Consider the following 16927-nt stretch of genomic DNA (forward strand, 5'->3'; position numbering starts at 1 on the left):
GGCATCTCGACCCATGACCGCATCACCACCGGCCACCTCGTCAGCGAAGTCGTCGCCACTGCATGCGCACTGACCCGCGAGGTCTCACGGGAGCGAGGCCGGCGCTCTTGGAGCGCTACTTCGGAAGGAGATCTCCGTGTAAGTGGTCATAGGCGGCGAGGTCTGCACGACGCGGTCGTCGCCGACGACCTTACGCAGGGTGGGAAGTCCCGCGTCGACCCAGGGCGCCAGATTGTGTACGGCGGGGACTTCTTGCATGTATTCCACAGTCGCGGTGCAGTTGTAGGCCTGCGCGGTGTGGGTGGCCAGCGTTCGCAGGCGCGTCTGGACGGCGGACATGTCCGATTCGACAGCACAACGGATGGTGCCCCACAGGGTGACGGTCTGGCCGACGATATTGAAACGGCCCGCCCGGGTGGTCGTCGTCGACGACACTCGACGCGAACGCCACACCGCATTCATCGGGGACCGGGAGTGCGTCCATATCGGCGCGCAATGCGATGACACGGTCGCCGGGGAGCCCGCCTTTGAGCACGCCGACGACGCCGTGCCCGGCGATCCCGGTTCGCACCTGGTCGAGCCCGAGAGAGTCGAGATGATCGGTGAGGTGCGCTATCGCAACTGGCGTGCCTGCGCACATGTTAGCTCGACAATTGCTGTCGACTCTGTGAAGTCGGGTTCTTGTTCTCGCCATCACGCGGAAGGGTCGCCGCGCCGCAGAACCGGCACGCCTCACATGGCGATGCGGCCGCCCCTGGTCCGGGTGCGGCCGCCTCGCCGAGTGACTCAGGGGGTGGCGACCGCGAAGTTCGGGTCGGGGGTATCCAGCAAGCCGAACAGGCGCTGGAGGACCCCCGGTTCACCGGTGTGGTCGATGCCGTCGATGCCCTTGCCTTCCATGACCCTGAGGAGTTGGGCTTTGGTGAGGTTGAGGGTGAGGTCGATATCGGCCTTCGAGCGCGGGTCGACGGTGCGGATCAGCACACCGTTGGACAGGGTCAGTCGCATGACTGTGTCCAGGTCGGTGAAGTGCCATTCGATGACGAAGGAATCCTTCGCCGCGCGTGGGCCGTTCACTCGGATGGCGATGGTGTCGAAGAGCTGTTCGATCGTCAGGGCGGCCGCCATGCCGCCACCCAGGTCCATCGGGACCACCTCGATCCCGCGGCGCAGTTCGTGTGCGCCGGTGAGGTAGTAACAGCGCCAGGTGGCGTTCTCGGAACCGAAGCCGAGATTCTGATAGGTCTGCGCCAGCGCCTCTTTGGCCTGTGCGTTGTCCGGCTCGGCGAACACGGCGTGCTTGAGCAGTTCGGCGGCGAAGCGTAGATCCCCCTTGTCCGCGTATTCCTTGCCCTTGGCGATCACCGCGTCGATGCCGCCGATCGTCTCGACATAGCGCACCGCCTGCTCCTGCGGCGGCCGCTGCCACAATGAACTCGGATTGCCGTCGAACCAGCCGAGGTAGCGTTGAAAGATCGCCTTGACGTTGTGGCTGACCGAGCCGTAGTAGCCGCGTGCGCTCCACGCGGCGTCCAAGCCGGGCGGCAGTTCGATCGCCTCGGCGATCTCGACGCCCGTGAGCCCTTCGTTCAGCATGCGCAGCGTCTGATCGTGCAGGTACATGTAGAGGTCGCGCTGCACCGATAGGAACGACCTGATGTTGTCGACGCCCCAGGTCGGCCAGTGGTGCGAGGCGAAGGCGACGTCGGAATCGACGACGAACATCTCGATCGTCTCGTCGATGTAGTGCGACCAGATCCGCGGATCGCGGACCTGCGCACCACGCAATGTCAGCAGATTGTGCAGATTGTGCGTCGCGTTCTCCGCCACACAGAGTGCACGGTGACGCGGGAAATAGAAGTTCATCTCCGCGGGTGCCTCGGTCCCCGGCGTCATCTGGAACACGATCGGCACACCGTCGACAGTTTCCTGCTGACCGGTGTGGGTGATATCGATTGTCGGCGGGATCAGGCCGAAGGTCCCCTGCGAGGTCTGGATTCCGAGGCCGGTACTGCACTGGCCTTCCGGCTCGGGGATCATGCCGACGCCGTACATGTAGGTGGCACGACGGGTCATCGCCACGCCCGCGTAGACGTTCTCCGACACCGCCTCCTCCATGAACCCTTCCGGCGCGAGAATCGGCACGTCGCCGCGACCGTCCGGCAGCACGCCCTCGACGCCACCGAAGTGGTCGCCGTGGGAGTGGGTGTAGATCACGCCGGTGACCGGCCGGTCGCCGCGGTGCGCGCGATAGAGCTTCAGCCCCGCCGAGGAACATTCCGCCGAGATGAGTGGGTCGATGATGATGACCCCTTTGTCGCCCTCGACGATCGTCATGTTGGAGATGTCGAAGCCGCGGATTTGGTAGATCCCGTCGGTCACCTGGTACAGGCCGTTCTTCACGCACAGCTGCGCCTGGCGGAACAGGCTCGGGTTCACCGTCTCGGGGCAGGGGCCGTCGAGGAAGCTGTAACCGGAGGTGTCGAAGACGACGGTGCCGTCAGCCTTGGTGATCCGCATCGGCGTCATGGTCTCGATGAACCCGCGGTCCGCGTTCTCGAAATCGGTGCGATCCTCGTAATCCAACGCCATCGGATACCAGCTCCTCAGCTCGGCTCGCCATCGTCTTCCCGATGCTCGCCTCGGCGTCGGGACGGCGCATCACCCGCTACGGGTGAATTGCGGTCATGTCAGGTTGGCGATGCCACGTATTGTGAACAGCGCACCGAAGGCGAACAACACACCGATCGACAGCGCTCGGTTGTTGCGCAGCATCCATTGTTTGGCTGCCCCCAGCCCCGCCTTGGCGCGCTCCCCCAGGACCAGGTAGATACCGATCGGCACAACGAAGTCGATGGTCGCAGCGATCAGCAGCGCGACTTCGCCGGCCAGCGCCGAACTGACGGTGCTCTTGGCGCTGGCCACTGTCAGGCTCTGAACGCATCAGGACAGCCTAATACTCTGACCCCCTAGGGTTAAGTGCGCATCGCGACTTCCGAACCGCTCGGATCCAGACTTCAGGTCCGGGACCCACTGACACCATCGTTCCGGCGTGTCCGCGGTTTACCGCGACTCAGGGAGCAAAACGGCCTTGTGACGCAACGCAACCTCGAGGCAGGCATCAGCAACCGGCGACAGCTCGCCCTTTGCAGACAATCCTTCGATGGTTTCCGCTGTAAACGCAAACCCCTTAAGTCCCGAGCCAGTCCTCCCTGCGGCCACAATTTTGCCCTCAGGATTTCGCTCCACAATTCCGAGTACGTCGTAAGCCGCTGCTTTAACGGTCAACACCGTCAACAGTTCAAGGGTCAGGGTCAAGGGATCAATGCCCCAGCCGAGCGACCATACCGCCAGGTCACCCTCCGCCCGTGCGCGTTCGAACGAAGCAAACGGCTCATCGTTCTCATAATCGATAGGCACCCCAGTCTCACCGATAGCTTCTTCGATACCGAGTAACTCCTCAGCAACTTCCCTTTGAATCGAGCGCCACAGATCGAGATCTTCGTCGATGGACGCGGGCGAAGCCGACGATGGCTGGAACACTCCGGCCGGCACCAGAGAATAGTGGCCGCCAGCGATCGCGACCGCACTAGTATCGCGTTTGTGGAGCAGAAATCGAGCACTCCCGTCATCCGCGACACGGAGTAGCAGCGTTCCGATTGACGGAAGTATCACGCGATCGCTTATGCGAAATGGATCATGGCGTAGCATCTTCCTCAGCGGCAACTGCCTCCAAATTCGCGCGTGCTGAACTGTGCCGATGGACGCAACTGCATTCGAAAGCTCATGCGCCAGTGGTTCGGCGATATTGAGCATTTCAAAGTAGCGACAAGTAGTGAACTGCATTTTGGTGCGTCCATCACTGCCCATCTCGAGGTTGACAAGGCGGTACGAGACTCGATTGTCGAACAATGCCGGACGGGCGAAATCCCCCATCGCCTCACTGTAGAGGGCATACCTCCGGCCGTGTCGACCCATAGGTAGAATGCCTCTGGCTACGTCAAGAAAAGAAGCCTGATCAGGCGCGGGACCATTCGTGAAGGTCACTTGTAGTGCCTGCAGAGGAATAGGCAGGTGAGTCCAGCCCTCTATCGCAAGCATTGATGTTCCCCCGATTGCCCGGACCTTCGAACTGGCCGCGATGTGAAGGTGCGCAGCGTACTTCGAGAGGTCCGCACGGGATGTGTTGAGATTCTGACGTTCAGAAACCCAAAGGTCCTGCGTCTGAGACTGCTTCTGCGGAGCCAGCGCCTTGCGCGCCCACCAAGCTGCCAGCGCGGCGATCAGGAGCCCAGCAATCGTGAGCGACGTTCCTACATCCAAGTTCACAAAAGCCCTCCTGTCTCGTCGGCATGCGCGCCGCTGTCGACATCTGCATCGCGGTTTCCGGCATCCCATTACCGCGCCTGACGTGATCGCCGAGACCGCCAATACCGACACTGTCCCCACCCCGCGATCCTGCCAGCCGACCGCACCCACCGCACCCGAATGCGGCTCTCTTCAATTGGATCCGGCAGGAATTCGTGTAACCGACTTCGTCGAAGCCCCTAGCCGCGGCCGCGTCCCGACCAAGATCTCACATACCGCGCTCACCGACTACCACACCGCCGCTGGGCTTCCAGAATCCGCGCCACCGTACGCCCAGCACATCCGCGACCCGCCGCCCGCCGTCCGTCTGAGGCCGGCCGGTACTGGGCTTGCCCATCGGATGGAATCGGCTTGACCAACGTCGTCGAACCCGCCGACACCGCCGCGGTATCAAAGCATGCCGCGCCGCCGACAACGCGAAGCGCGGCAGGGGAGGATCGGCAGCATGAGCAAGTTCGAGGCCCGGGCTGCCCACCTCGAGCGGCTGATCAAGCAGGTTGAGGCGATCGTGAACTCCATGGTCAATCTGGACAAGCACCGAGCCCTCCGTGTCGTGTCCTACTCGACCAACGAAATCGAGGTCGCCAGGACTACCGCGACAGACGGCGCCATCGTCGGGACCCCTGCGGCCGGATTCCGTCGCGATTTCCTCGGCCCCGGGTCGCCGATGCAGCGGCAGAGGACCACCGGTACCGTCAACACCCACCTCGAAGGAATTCGAACGAAGTACGCACAAGCCGGGCGGCCTGCATCCACTAAAGCCTCCCTGGTCGCCCGCGCCATCCAGGACGGGCTCATCAATGCTGACGAACTCTGAACCACAGGCCGTCCCCGCACGCTGCTTGGAGACCTGGGAGCTGACCAGGGTGATCACCGCGCACGCGATCTCGACGCAGTTACGCAACTCTGCGCGGCGCTAGATTTATGCGGCGTATGGTCGAGCACGCCCGAGGGAGCTTGCGAATCATCGGTTCGCTACCAGTAGCGACGGCGACACCGCGCGAGCGATAAGCCCGACTCGGGTGCGCCGTTCGCCGAGATTATGACGGCTGGTGGTGCCCGTCATGCCGGACTACCGAGGTTGGCAGTGAGGAACTCGATCTGTTCGGCCACAACGGAGTCGAAGCCTTCTCCGGCCTCGAAGGCGTCGAGATGATCGAGCGGGTAGTGGTGCAATGTCGCCCGGGGTGCCCGTTGGGCGAGCCGGAGGATCGGTGGTATGGGGACAAGCGAGTCGTTATCTGCAACGCAGACCATCAACGGGCAGTGGACCCTGTGGGCTGCTCGGACCGGACGGAAGAAGCCCGCACGGAGAAATGTGCTCGCGCACACTTCGTTTCGCCACAGCGAGTCTTCTGTGAGAGCACGTTCGATCCCTGACTTCGCTGCGGGCTGATTGAACACCGCGACCGTCCCGGGCGGCCCGACAACGGGTACCCGCACGTTTGCACGCCCCAGTCGGTCGCGCACGGCGTACGCCATGAGGCGCGCGCCCATCAGCGGTTTGGCGGCTGCCGCGAACGCCAGGCCATCGACCATCGGGAACAACGCCACCGCCGCAGCAAGGTGACGGTCGGCGGCGGCGACTTGGACGGCCAGTCCGCCGCCGGTCGAGAATCCCCATGCCGCTATTCGGCCGGAATCGATTCCGTCGATCGTGCGAGCGAACGAAACTGCGGCAGTGAGGTCGGTTCGTTGCCGCCGGTGGTCGACGAATTGGCGGGGTTCGCCGCTGCTGCCGCCGAGTTGACGGAAGTCGAACGTCAGCGCTGCAAGCCCGGCTGCGGCAAACCGTTCGGCGAACAGAGGCAGCCCGTCTTCGCGGGTGAGGCTGAATCCATTGCACATCACCACGCACGGGAGCCGCTGTTCCGGCGTGCGTTGCTTCGGCAGGTATAACGTTGCCGCGCACTCTTGATCGTCGGAACGAAAAGTGAGTTCTTCGTGTTCCACCGACATCGACATTGCGTTTCTCCTGACTTTCCGTCGGTGGCAGCTATCGGATCGGGTACACGACGGTGGCCGTGTTGTTGGGATCCACCAGCTTCCGAATGGTCCGTCCTGCTGCCGTATCACTTCGTATGACGAGTCGTTCGACTCTCAGCAAGGTCCGTGTCAAGCGGTGGATCGAGACTTGCTGCTGGGCATACCCCGATGTTGACGAAACGCCCGCGCTGCGATCGCGGGTCGGAACAACGCCGTCGGTGGATCGACCAGCCCCGCGACGCGCATGAACGCAACGGTGAGCCTGCCGTCCTCCACGGCCGCCGCATGCAGCCGCCGGATATAGGCGTTCGCCAGCCGCACCGTGGTGGTGCGTTTGCCTGCCACGCCGTCGAAGGCGAGATCACCGCCGGCGGCCAACTGCCACGGCACGTCGACCGCGGTCGCCAACGCACGCATCACCTGGCGGGCGGACGGGATGCGGCCCCCGGCCAGGGCTTCGCGTAGAGCGAGGGCTTCCATGGCCGCGACGCTCATACCTTGGCCGTAGATAGGGTTGAAGCTGCACAGCGCGTCGCCGAGGACGATCAGTCGGTCGGGGTAGCGGGCAAGCTGCTCATAGCGGTGTCGCTCACTGGACGGGAATCGGATTCGGACCGGATCGGTCATCGGTTCGGCGTCGTATACGGACTCGTAGATGTCGGGCACCGGTAGAGATTTCGCGTAGTCGAGGATGTCGTTCACGGTGGCTGGCGGCCGGTCCCCCAGTATTCCCATCAGGGTCAGGATGTGGCAGCCATTTTCGATCTCGGCCAGGCCGCCGCCGCGAGTCTGCCCTGGCGCCGGTGGTGCGATGATCGCTCGGTCGTGGCCGAGGGCATCGTGGCGCAAGCGCAGCACCACGGTCGTGTAGGCGATATCGGCACTGATCCGGTCCACCGCAGGTAACGGATATCCGAGGGCGGCGAGCCAGCGCGGGGTCCGGGAACCACGGCCGGTGGCGTCCACGACCAGGTCGGCGGCGATGGTTTCCGCGGCACTGCCGTCGGCTCGCCCGATAACCTCGACCCCGGTGACCCGTCCGTGCGCGGTCGTGAACCCGACCGCGTCATGTCGGTCGACGAGCTCGACACCGGATAGCTGCCGGATACGTTCGCGCACATAGCTTTCGATCAATGGCCGCGAAGCACTGATCACCGTCGACCCGCCAGACGCCTGCTGTAACCGATGCCCGCCCAGATACAATCGCGCATCGCCGGACTGGTCCAGTGCAGGCGCTCCGCGGGCGACGAGGTCGGCACCGAAACCAGGGAATAGTTCGTCGAGGATCTGCTGACCGCGTCCCATCAGCCCGTGGATATGGCGGCCCTGGGGCACACCGCGGCGGTGGGCAGAGCCGGTCGGCAGTTCATCCCGTTCGATGACGATCACCTCGCGAAATGTTTCCGACAACACCCGCGCGGCGAGTAGCCCCGCCATGCTCGCACCGAGCACCACCGCGCGGTCATGGGTGTACATGTCATTCATGGCAGCCTCCTCGATGTGCGAGGAGTGTGCGCCCGGTAATTGCTCAGCCGACAGCCCGAAAACTGCTCACTTGTGCTCACGACCGTCGGCGTCGGTGAAACCGTGCACGTCGCGTTCCCACAACCACCCGGTCAGCCAGGTCAGTCCCTGTGCCAAGTGCCGCCGATAGGTGCTGAACGGCAGACCCAGCAGCGCCGCCGCGGACTCCTGGGTCGCGGCCGGACGAAGATAGGTGCGATCGATCGCACGCAATGGTTTGTCCCCACGCGGGTCCTCACCCAGAGCTGCCACCGCGTCGCGGATCAGCTGCTCCAATGCGCCCGCATCCGGTTGCCCGTGTCCGTAATCGTGCAGTAGCCGGGTGCGTAGCAACGGGTTTCGGGCAAGTGCATTGGGAGCACGGAAATCTTGTAGTGCTTGTTTGACCGCTCGCGCGAATTCGGGCTGGGACAGCACTAGCAGTTGCGGGGCGGTCGGGGCGATGGGGCTGAAGTCGCGGGCCAGGGCGCGTTCCGTGACGAGTTCGAGCCAGCTGTCCACCGGGACCCGCCGGAAGTCATGCGCGAACAGACCATATCCGCGGCCGTTCACCACGAAGTCGGCACCGTCGGCACGGGGCAGGTCCGCGACCGCGAAATAGTCGTTCCACCGGTCGGGATCGGCCAGGGTGAGGAAGTCCCATGCCAGATTCGGTGTGCGCAGATACTGCTGCATGGTGAGCACCGGCACGGCGTTGAGGGTGGGCGAGGGATCCTGATACGCCGCAAGGTCGATGATGAACCTGGTCTGAGTCACCACCTCCCCAGCACACATCTGCCGATCGCGAGTGGCGAACGCCCACGCCGCTCGGGCACCCGGATCGGCGGCGATATCACCGGGATCGGCGCGGGTGAGGTCGAGGATGGCCAGGAACCCGCGCACTCGGCCGTCGTGGTCGCGCAACACGTAGAAGCCGCCCGGTTGGCGGTCGAACCAGCGCGCCGCGATGGCCGCCGATTCACTGCCCTCCATCGCCCCGACCAGCTCGACGATGGTCTCGCGGTCTGTCGACATTGCCGGTTGTGGGTAGGCGCCGCCCCAGGATTCCCAGTCCACCGGCGACAGCACACCCGGAAGGTTCCGAAATACGAACTTCAGGTCGTAGATCGACTGCTGTTGAGCCTGGCCGGTCACGTCATGCAGCACGCGACGGATATGGGTCCACACTCCGTGGAAGACGCGCCGATAGCTGTCGATATCACGCCAACGCAGATCGGCGTCCAACGCGTCGCGGGCCAGATCATGCGGATGCAGACCATCACTACCCGGATAGACGAACGACAGATCACGCAGCCACCCGAACAAATCGTTCGCATCCTCCACACCGAGCACATCCCGAAGCAACGGCTCCGTCGTCACCCTGGCCAGAGCACACACCTCGAGCGCCTGCCGATGCCGATCAGACGGCACCACATCGACAAAACGATGCAACAAGGCCGCCACCAAATCCGGCGACAACGGATCATCAGGGACATCACCATCTCGCGCATACAAGTCGGTGACCAGCGCAAGCCCAAGGGGATGCCCGTGACTGACCGTCACGATCTGATCATGACGTTTCGGATCCACCCCATTCACCCGCAGAAACTCACGGGACTCGACCGGACTCAGATTCCGCAAAGCCACCACCCGCAACAACTCACCCAGCCCCACCTCGGCCCGCCACGCCGGATCCGGCGGCATCCGCCCCGCAATCACCGTCACCGCGGATGCGGGCAGACGAGGCAACAACCGACGCCGCAGCCAGTCATCGAGCGGAGCCAAGCGCTCATAGGTATCGACAAGCATCACCAGCCGCCCCGGTGCACTGATCGGCCCATCCACTGGAACCTCCACGACCCTGGCAAGCGCATCGAGCAGCTCAGCCGGGTTCGGGGCCAGCTCACGACCATCGAGACGGACCACAATCGCCCCAGTCGCCGACGCCGAATCGGCAATGACCTCCAGCAGGCTCGACTTTCCGATCCCACCCGGCCCATACAGATACAGCACCGAAAACAGCGGCTCATCACACTCGAGCGCCTCCGCCACCAGCGCCAACTCCGCAGCCCTGCCCACAAAGCGACGCCGCCGCCGCTCGGCGAGAAGATCCCCCAAGGCCCGCCCGGCGGGCGCCGCTGCCATACGAGCCGATTCTACTGGCGACCTGGACATAGACGCGGGCGATCAGCACGGCGCTATATTGCGACCAGACAAATCCCTGGTTGCAGCGCGTGTTGAGCAGGCGCGGTTGCAATCATCGCCGCTGCGCCGATCGTCGGGGCGTCAGCGCCGTGGTCGAGGGGGCGAGCGTCCTACGCGGTGTCCGAGCGTTACACCTCGTCACCGTCGCCCAAGGCCAACGGCGTTCCACAAGGGCAGCTCCTCGAACGGCCCGTGGGCGTCACACGCGAGCGACCACCCACCAGGGCGGACAAACGTCGGATCGGAGGTGGGCTGAGAAACTCCGATACACAGATCTTGGCAATATTCCGACGTTCTTCTTCGGCATCCACGACGTCGATTAGGGGGTGAGTTCTTTAGGCCCTATGGGGGATGGAACTCGACGATCCAGAGTCGACACTGGATGGAACTTCGTATATCCGATGCGGAATGTGGCGTCCGGACACGAACCCGCCCCGCTTCGAGAGGAGACTGAAATGTCTATCAAGCGTCTTGCAGGATCCATCGGCGCCGGCATGGTGGCCGCCGCATCGGTGGCCGCGCTGACTGCCGCGCCGGCGAACGCTGCACCGGGCGTCGATCCACCGAAGTTTGTTGCTATCGCTTATTCCCCGGCGACGGGTGCGTTCGGGTGGCACAACGAGGTCTACAGCTACGATGAGGCCGTGAACGGGGCGTTTGCCCATTGCTTCAATAGCGGCGGCACCGATTGCACGCTGGCGGCCATCATCGAGGGAGGGTGCGCTTCGCTACTCATCAACGCTGAGCGGCCCTCGGTATGGGGCGCAGGCGCTCGCATGAGCAGAGACGAAGCATTTGGGGCAGCCTTGAATGACTATCGCACCCGCGCAGGTAGTTTGCTGGGCAACGGCAACTACCGCACAGTGATCGAGTGCGCATTCAACCCGCACTGGTGAACCCGTGGGCGCACACCCGCGTACTGCGGCAATTGTCCAAGCGTCACAACAGCAGTCGTGAAGGGTCACCACGATACCGCCTGTACCGGCAGCGTCGCCGACCCCACCACTGCTTCCCTCGGCCATCCGACACCGTCCCCCACGGATCTGACTTACGCCGTCGCCGTCCTCCACTTGTCGATCAGTGCCTGCGACACCCGCCCGCGGGAAGGAACATCCAGACCGTTCTCCAACGCCCACGCGCGGGCCTTCGCCGAATCAGCAATCGCCGACCCATTCACTCCCGCAGCCTTGTTCACCGGCTTCTTGCGGCCGCCGACCCGGCGGGAGCTAGCGATAAACGGGTCCAGCGCCTTCCGGAACTTGTCTTGATTCTTCTGCCCCAGATCGATCTCGTACTCGACGCCATCGACGGCGAAGGTCACCGTCGGCTGCGAGACAATATCGAGATCGATATCGTCGCCGGAAAGGTCGTCGGTCAGAGTCACATGCACCCGTTTCGCCACCGCGACAGGCTAGCACCCGGCCGAACCCGAACATCGCCCATGGACCGACCGGTTATGCCAGCTGGCTGCAGTGATCGTGTGCCGGTGCACCACAACCTTTCGGGCTGGGCACGTCGCGCTTGTCGACAGTGTCTCGAGTCAAGATTCTGCCAGGGTTTGACTTGTCACTTAGTTGAGGCACGCCAGGTCGGAGAGCGCGAAGCGATCACCGACGAGACCGCGGCTAAGGCCCGCGAGGCGGCAGCCGACGCCGACGCCAAGAAGGCCCAAGCGGCCGGCCGACAGCAACGGCCGCCACACATCGCAGTGAGGCAGCAGCCTCTCGCGACGAGCTGAACCAGCAGTCCGAGCGCGCCGACGAGATCGATCCCGACCAGACGAGGCGCGAACGTCCCTAGCAAAACGAGCTCCGTGTGCCCTGCACACCGAGCAGGTGAGCGACGACCTCGAAACGCTCGGTATGTGCGCGTGAATTCAGGCGGGGACGTCGGTCAGGCGCCGCAGCGTGAACGGTTCGGCAAGGATCTCGTCCAGCGCTGCGGCCACCTGCTTGAAGTGCGGCAGGCTGAAGTGGTGGTCCAACGCCTCAGCGTCGGTCCACTCCTCGACGATAATCATCCGATCGGCGCGCGTGGGGTCGGAATATGGGTGGTAGCCCAGGCACCCCTCCTCCGCCAGCGAGGGGGCGATCATCGCGGTCAACTCGTCACGCAGCCGCTGCTCCTGTCCCGGCTTGGCGACGAAGCTGGCGATGATGGCCAGGGTGTTCGACATAAGTATCTCCTCATGCGTCGGTGGTTGTCCTGTCCGCTGAGCGAACGGTGTCCATCGTGTCGGCATGCAACGGTTCCACCCAGTGCTCCGATCAACCGGGGTCGGTCCCGCCTGGGCCTGGCAGAACCAGGCAGAACAGACCAGACGTCATGGACACTGGAGGACATGGATCGTGCCCGACAGCTCAGCGAGTTCCTCAAGACCCGCCGTGCTCGCCTGCGACCTGACGACGCCGGTGCCGTCGACTTCGGTGGCCGGCGCCGAGTGCCCGGACTGCGCCGCGAGGAACTGGCTCTGCTGGCCGGGGTCAGCGTCGACTACTACACCCGCCTCGAACAGGGGCGCGCCCGAAATGTGTCCCCGGATGTGCTCGATGCTGTGGCCCGCGCCTTACAACTCGACGCTGACGAGCGCATGTACCTGCACAACCTCGCCAAACCCGCCGCGTCTCGCAAACGCCCACGCCGACCTCAGCAGGTCGGGCCCGAAATGCGGCAAGCCCTCGAGGCCCTTGCCGGGGTCCCTGCCTACATCATCGGACGGCGCCTGGACATCCTCGCCTGGAACGACCTGGCTCGACTGCTCATCTCCGATTTCCCCGCACTTCCCGCCGCAGAACGCAATATGGCTCGGCTGGTGTTTCTGGACGAAGCGTCCCGAGATCTTTACCCCGACTGGGAGACCAAGGCACGCGATACCGTTGCCAATCTGCGCTACGACGCCGGCCGCCATCCCGACGATCCGCAACTGGCGAGCCTCGTCGGTGAACTCTCTTTGGCCAGCAGCGACTTCCAGCACCTGTGGGCAGCCCACAACGTCCACGCCAAGACTCGTGGCCGTAAGCGGTTCCGCCACCCTCAGATCGGGGAGATCGCACTTGACTACGTCGCCATGCGCGCGCCCGACGACCCAGACATGACCATGATGATCTACAGCGCGCCCACTGGATCCGATACCACCGCCGACCTACAGCTGTTGGCAGCGCTCATCGCGCCGGCACCCGGGTCGGCCGATCATCCCGCCGAAACCACTTTCTGACCACACCTGGCCATCAGCGGGGATGACTGCCAGCCACCGACATTGGCGGCTGTCGCCACCGCGGCGGTGCGGTGGCGACAGGACGCCGGAGCGGTTTCGATGACTGCGGCGGTGCCGGCTCCGGCATAATTATCGGCCGAGGCTCCCGACAGCAGTCGCGCGGCCATCAACTGCCAGACTGGTCCCGCGCTCAGGAACACCACGGCGCCGGCTGCGGAGAAGGCGATCCCCCGCGAGCAGCAGCGGGCGGCGGCCGAAGTCGTCGGACCAGCGGCCGAACACGAATGCGATCTCAGCGAGGTCAGCGCTGATCGGCGCTGATCCAGTGCGGCGCCGCTCAATTGGCCGATCGTGAGATCGGGCAGGACCTCGCCCGCCCCGAGTGCGCCGAGGCGAGCGGCGAACTCGGCGAGCACGGCATCGCCGCGTCGCGACTCCCACTTCAGCACCTGTGCTCGCGAGACTTCACGCTGTCCGATCGTCGCACGGATGTCGATCGAATCAACCATGACCAGATGTCGACCGTGGCCGAGAACGAGCCACACATGGCAATTCGTGCGGACCCTGGGCAGCGCCGGTGCGAGGACGCCGGCGTTGTGGATGCGTGTGTTCGTTTGGTGCCCTGTTGGGCTCGCGGGCTCGCCGACCAGCGAGCCCGCGAGCTTCTACGTTGTGCGTGTTTCGACGATGTGCAGTTCCCCGGAGGCAACCGCCGCGTCAATGGTTTGCCGGATCCGTGAACACCCTGCCAGAGCCGGGCCCGGCAAGGGTGATGCCCCTAGTTCATGACACGCGGAGCGGGCTTCGGCGTTCCATTGCAGGCTTGTCTGGGCCCGGCTGCTCTTGCGGACCAGCACTTGGGCTATGCATTGGTGGCAGCGCAGGGGTTGCAGGGGGACGTCGTCGAGTCGGTTGTCGGTACGGTTCGAGGTCACGTCGTTGTTCCGGTCGACTTCGCCTGGTCAGCCATGTTGTCGGCTACCTCCTTGCGCCATACCGCCTGAGCCCTGGAGAGGTCGAGTTCGTGTTCGAATCGGTCCACCATCTCCGGGGTGACGTCGGCGCGGTCCAGATAGAACTGGTTGTACCAGCGGCGCAGCTGGTAGACCGGCCCGTCCTCCTCGCACAGCAATGGATTGTCGATGCGGGCCTTGTGCCGCCAGATCTCGACATCCTGCTCGAATCCGAGCCGGATGTAATCTCCGAGCGCGACCGCAGCCTGCACTGCCACGTCCTCCGGCACACCCGGCATCTTCTTGCCGATGATGCCGTACATCAGCACGAATTTGCCGGAGCTGACCGGGTAGTGGCAGTTCAGCAGCACAGTCCGCTGATCGCCGGTCTCGTAGTGGTAGGTCAGGTCGTCGATCATGAACGACGGCCCGTAATACGAGGCGACCGAGGTGGAACCGAGCAGCTTCGGCTGTCCTTCCGGCGCCGCGAAGTCCTCACGGGCCTCGCTCTTGAAGTACTGGGTGGCGATATGACCCTCGAAGACGTTTTTGAAGTACGACGGCAGGGAGCCGTGCACGTAATAGAAGTGCGCCATGTCGACGACGTTGTCGATGATCTCGCGGCAGTTGTTGTCGACGACTGTGGTGTACCAGTGCCAGTCGGTCCACTCGTCGCTCTCGGCGCCCTCGACACGCGGGATGGTTTCCTCGGCCGTGGGTGGTTTGCCTTCCGGATCGTGCCAGACGAACAACATTCCGTCTTGTTCCAGGCTGGTCCACGCCCGTGTGCGCGCGAGGGGAGGGACACGACGCGCGTAGGGGATTTGCTTGCAGCGACCGTCGCCACCCCAGCGCCAGTCGTGGAAGGGGCAGGCGATGTCATCTCCCTTGATCTCGCCTTCGGACAGATCACCGCCCATGTGGCGACAGTAGGCGTCGAGGATGTTGATCCTTCCGCCGCTTTCGCCGCGGAAGACGACGAGTTTGGTGCCGAATGCTTCGACGGTATGCGGGTTCCCGTCGGCGAAATCGCGGAGTAGTCCCAGGCAGTGCCACCCGCGCGCGAAGCGGGTCGGTGCGGATTCGGCCTCGATTTCGCGGATTTCTGGGTCTGATTGCAGAGCTGTCATTGCACCCTCCTCGGAGGAAGTGTTCAAGGCTGCAGCAGGCTGATTTCTGCCGCATCTCGAAAGGCGAGAACACGTTCTAACACGGTTCGCGTGCACCGAGACCGGTCAGCGTTCACTGATCGGGAGGTTCGATCGCCTACCGCATCCGAAACGTCGTCCAGCGGAACCGGTCACCGCCAGATGACGGCCACGATGGCCGGACCGGCACTCAGCTGTCATCTGGCATGCTGAGTGCCATGGAGAATGACTTGCGGGAGGCTGAGCGGCGACTCCAGGCTGCGCAGCTGGCCGGGGACGTCCGGGCGCTGGACGAGTTGCTCGATGACCGGCTGATCTTCACTTTCGGCTCGGACACATTCACCAAGGCCGATGACCTCGAGCTGCACCGCACTAAGGCTCAGATCGTGAGCAAGCTCGAGGAAGAACAGCTGACGATACTGGTGGAAGGGACGACCGGGGTCACTTGGTTCCTCGGCGTCGTCGAGGGCAGCGTTCATGGATCACCATTCGCAGCCAGAATGCGCTATACCCGCGCCTGGGCGCACGACGACTCGCGTGGCTGGCGGGTCGTTGCCGCTCATGCCTCGGCGGTCGAGTAACTCGAAGAGTTCACCCACGCCGACTGAGGTCGTCCGAACCGAGTCGGGAAGTGGCGCGACGACAACGGATCTCCGACCAACAGGCTCGGGTTCTGCGATCCATGACACAAATGATGTTGCGCCGCAACCTATCACCATCGCGAGCGGGCGATAACGTCATTCGTCTGTACAGACTTCCCGAGATCGTCAGTGGCATACAAGGCACGTTGCGTACCCCGCCGATGATGAACCCGTCCGGTGGGATGACACAGCCCAGGCCAATCTCGTCGAAGGGCGTCACGAAGTGGCGCGGCCGATTGACAATGGTGAACATCTGTTTACTATTGTAAACATGCGTTCACCTTCCGAAGATCGGACAGCACGCGCGAGGATCCGGGACGAGGCTCTACGGTTGTTCGCCGAACGGGGGGCCGACGCGGTGACCGTGCGTGAGATCGCCGCGGCCGCTGACGTTTCGCCAGCGCTGATCATGCGGCACTACGGAACCAAAGAGGCGCTGCGGAGTGTGGTCGACGAGCATGTGGCCGAGGTCTTCGAGCAAATTCTCGGCCAGGCGACAGGCCGGGCCGACCCGTTCGCCCCGGCCTCGGTCGTGGAACTGGTTGCGGTAGCACTGCCTCCGGGCTCACCGATCCCGGCCTACCTCGGGCACATGTTGCTGTCCGGCGGCGAGCCGGGGGCGGTGCTGTTCCGCCGGCTCTACCTCGCCGCGACGGACGCGCTGACAGCCCTGCACGAGGCCGGACACGCCGACGACGGCGCCGACCCAGCGGTGCGCGCCGCATTCCTCCTCGCCAACGACCTGGCCGTGCTGATGTTGCGAACCCGAATCACCGACGTGCTCGGCGTCGACCCACTATCCGCCGACGGAGTCGGTCGTTGGGCCGGAGAAGTCCTGACCATTTACCGCGACGGGTTGGGCGGCACAGCCAATCGCTCCGCGTAACCACGCCGAGCCACCCTCAATCG

The 16927-nt window shown here is 64.1% G+C and carries 15 protein-coding genes and 1 pseudogene; 5 read left to right on the forward strand and 11 right to left on the reverse strand.

The window, feature by feature from the left end; genetic code table 11:
• Nucleotides 1–84 precede the first annotated feature (84 nt).
• From ACFXNW_RS06285 to ACFXNW_RS06300, 4 genes are all read right to left on the reverse strand, one after another.
• Nucleotides 85–462: a hypothetical protein gene (locus ACFXNW_RS06285; protein ID WP_379416379.1), complete on the reverse strand. Its 378-nt coding sequence runs from the start codon at nt 460–462 to the stop codon at nt 85–87.
• Between the two features lie 324 nt (nt 463–786).
• Complete coding sequence (locus ACFXNW_RS06290; protein WP_379416381.1) at nt 787–2592, reverse strand: alkyl/aryl-sulfatase; 1806 nt, start codon at nt 2590–2592, stop codon at nt 787–789.
• A 93-nt stretch (nt 2593–2685) separates the two neighbouring features.
• Nucleotides 2686–2925 carry a hypothetical protein gene (locus ACFXNW_RS06295; RefSeq protein ID WP_379416382.1) on the reverse strand — a complete coding sequence of 80 codons (240 nt, stop codon included), beginning with the start codon at nt 2923–2925 and terminating at the stop codon, nt 2686–2688.
• A 138-nt stretch (nt 2926–3063) separates the two neighbouring features.
• The gene (locus ACFXNW_RS06300; protein WP_379416384.1) at nt 3064–4329 is read right to left on the reverse strand and encodes a hypothetical protein; all 1266 of its coding nucleotides are present in this window, start codon (nt 4327–4329) and stop codon (nt 3064–3066) included.
• Between the two features lie 721 nt (nt 4330–5050).
• On the opposite strand from ACFXNW_RS06300, the pseudogene ACFXNW_RS06305 reads away from it, so the two are divergent.
• Nucleotides 5051–5185, forward strand: a pseudogene (locus ACFXNW_RS06305) (DNA-binding response regulator); the annotation flags it as partial.
• A 245-nt stretch (nt 5186–5430) separates the two neighbouring features.
• On the opposite strand, the gene ACFXNW_RS06310 reads toward ACFXNW_RS06305, so the two are convergent.
• From ACFXNW_RS06310 to ACFXNW_RS06320, 3 genes are all read right to left on the reverse strand, one after another.
• Complete coding sequence (locus ACFXNW_RS06310) at nt 5431–6333, reverse strand: alpha/beta hydrolase (protein WP_379416385.1); 903 nt, start codon at nt 6331–6333, stop codon at nt 5431–5433.
• Between the two features lie 150 nt (nt 6334–6483).
• The gene (locus ACFXNW_RS06315; RefSeq protein ID WP_379416387.1) at nt 6484–7839 is read right to left on the reverse strand and encodes an FAD-dependent oxidoreductase; all 1356 of its coding nucleotides are present in this window, start codon (nt 7837–7839) and stop codon (nt 6484–6486) included.
• Between the two features lie 66 nt (nt 7840–7905).
• Nucleotides 7906–10002 (reverse strand): AAA family ATPase, encoded by a 2097-nt coding sequence (locus tag ACFXNW_RS06320; protein ID WP_379416389.1) that lies wholly within the window; start codon nt 10000–10002, stop codon nt 7906–7908.
• Nucleotides 10003–10517: 515 nt separating this feature from the next.
• Here ACFXNW_RS06320 and ACFXNW_RS06325 point away from each other — a divergent pair.
• Complete coding sequence (locus ACFXNW_RS06325) at nt 10518–10958, forward strand: DUF4189 domain-containing protein (RefSeq protein WP_379416391.1); 441 nt, start codon at nt 10518–10520, stop codon at nt 10956–10958.
• A 152-nt stretch (nt 10959–11110) separates the two neighbouring features.
• Here ACFXNW_RS06325 and ACFXNW_RS06330 read toward each other — a convergent pair whose 3' ends face one another.
• A complete protein-coding gene (locus ACFXNW_RS06330; protein WP_379416392.1) occupies nt 11111–11464 on the reverse strand; it encodes an Lsr2 family protein in 354 nt (117 codons plus the stop codon).
• Between the two features lie 474 nt (nt 11465–11938).
• Entirely contained in the window at nt 11939–12238 is a 300-nt protein-coding gene (locus ACFXNW_RS06335; protein WP_379416393.1) for a putative quinol monooxygenase, read from the reverse strand.
• A 165-nt stretch (nt 12239–12403) separates the two neighbouring features.
• Here ACFXNW_RS06335 and ACFXNW_RS06340 point away from each other — a divergent pair, with 165 nt between their 5' ends.
• A complete protein-coding gene (locus ACFXNW_RS06340) occupies nt 12404–13276 on the forward strand; it encodes a helix-turn-helix domain-containing protein (protein WP_379416394.1) in 873 nt (290 codons plus the stop codon).
• Here the strand turns inward: ACFXNW_RS06340 and ACFXNW_RS06345 are convergent.
• Together ACFXNW_RS06345 and ACFXNW_RS06350 are read right to left on the reverse strand one after the other, a co-directional pair.
• Nucleotides 13252–13785, reverse strand: coding sequence for a hypothetical protein (locus tag ACFXNW_RS06345; protein ID WP_379416395.1), 534 nt, complete (start codon nt 13783–13785; stop codon nt 13252–13254). The two genes, ACFXNW_RS06340 and ACFXNW_RS06345, sit on opposite strands and share 25 nt — an antisense overlap.
• A gap of 422 nt (nt 13786–14207) precedes the next feature.
• Nucleotides 14208–15359 (reverse strand): Rieske 2Fe-2S domain-containing protein, encoded by a 1152-nt coding sequence (locus ACFXNW_RS06350; RefSeq protein ID WP_379416396.1) that lies wholly within the window; start codon nt 15357–15359, stop codon nt 14208–14210.
• A gap of 236 nt (nt 15360–15595) precedes the next feature.
• Between ACFXNW_RS06350 and ACFXNW_RS06355 the strand changes: the two genes are divergently transcribed.
• Nucleotides 15596–15958 carry a nuclear transport factor 2 family protein gene (locus tag ACFXNW_RS06355; protein ID WP_379416397.1) on the forward strand — a complete coding sequence of 121 codons (363 nt, stop codon included), beginning with the start codon at nt 15596–15598 and terminating at the stop codon, nt 15956–15958.
• Between the two features lie 331 nt (nt 15959–16289).
• Nucleotides 16290–16904 carry a TetR/AcrR family transcriptional regulator gene (locus ACFXNW_RS06360; RefSeq protein ID WP_379416398.1) on the forward strand — a complete coding sequence of 205 codons (615 nt, stop codon included), beginning with the start codon at nt 16290–16292 and terminating at the stop codon, nt 16902–16904.
• Nucleotides 16905–16927: the final 23 nt, after the last annotated feature.

Source organism: Nocardia sp. NPDC059180 (assembly GCF_042754945.1).
Taxonomy (GTDB): Bacteria; Actinomycetota; Actinomycetes; order Mycobacteriales; family Mycobacteriaceae; genus Nocardia.

Coding starts and splice junctions, on each gene's coding strand:
- ACFXNW_RS06360 (WP_379416398.1), top strand. CDS start 16,290: ATGCGTTCACCTTCCGAAGATCGGACAGCACGCGCGAGGATCCGGGAC.
- ACFXNW_RS06335 (WP_379416393.1), bottom strand. CDS start 12,238: ATGTCGAACACCCTGGCCATCATCGCCAGCTTCGTCGCCAAGCCGGGA.
- ACFXNW_RS06310 (WP_379416385.1), bottom strand. CDS start 6,333: ATGTCGATGTCGGTGGAACACGAAGAACTCACTTTTCGTTCCGACGAT.
- ACFXNW_RS06340 (WP_379416394.1), top strand. CDS start 12,404: ATGGATCGTGCCCGACAGCTCAGCGAGTTCCTCAAGACCCGCCGTGCT.
- ACFXNW_RS06345 (WP_379416395.1), bottom strand. CDS start 13,785: ATGGTTGATTCGATCGACATCCGTGCGACGATCGGACAGCGTGAAGTC.
- ACFXNW_RS06325 (WP_379416391.1), top strand. CDS start 10,518: ATGTCTATCAAGCGTCTTGCAGGATCCATCGGCGCCGGCATGGTGGCC.
- ACFXNW_RS06290 (WP_379416381.1), bottom strand. CDS start 2,592: ATGGCGTTGGATTACGAGGATCGCACCGATTTCGAGAACGCGGACCGC.
- ACFXNW_RS06315 (WP_379416387.1), bottom strand. CDS start 7,839: ATGAATGACATGTACACCCATGACCGCGCGGTGGTGCTCGGTGCGAGC.
- ACFXNW_RS06285 (WP_379416379.1), bottom strand. CDS start 462: ATGAATGCGGTGTGGCGTTCGCGTCGAGTGTCGTCGACGACGACCACC.
- ACFXNW_RS06355 (WP_379416397.1), top strand. CDS start 15,596: ATGGAGAATGACTTGCGGGAGGCTGAGCGGCGACTCCAGGCTGCGCAG.
- ACFXNW_RS06320 (WP_379416389.1), bottom strand. CDS start 10,002: ATGGCAGCGGCGCCCGCCGGGCGGGCCTTGGGGGATCTTCTCGCCGAG.
- ACFXNW_RS06350 (WP_379416396.1), bottom strand. CDS start 15,359: ATGACAGCTCTGCAATCAGACCCAGAAATCCGCGAAATCGAGGCCGAA.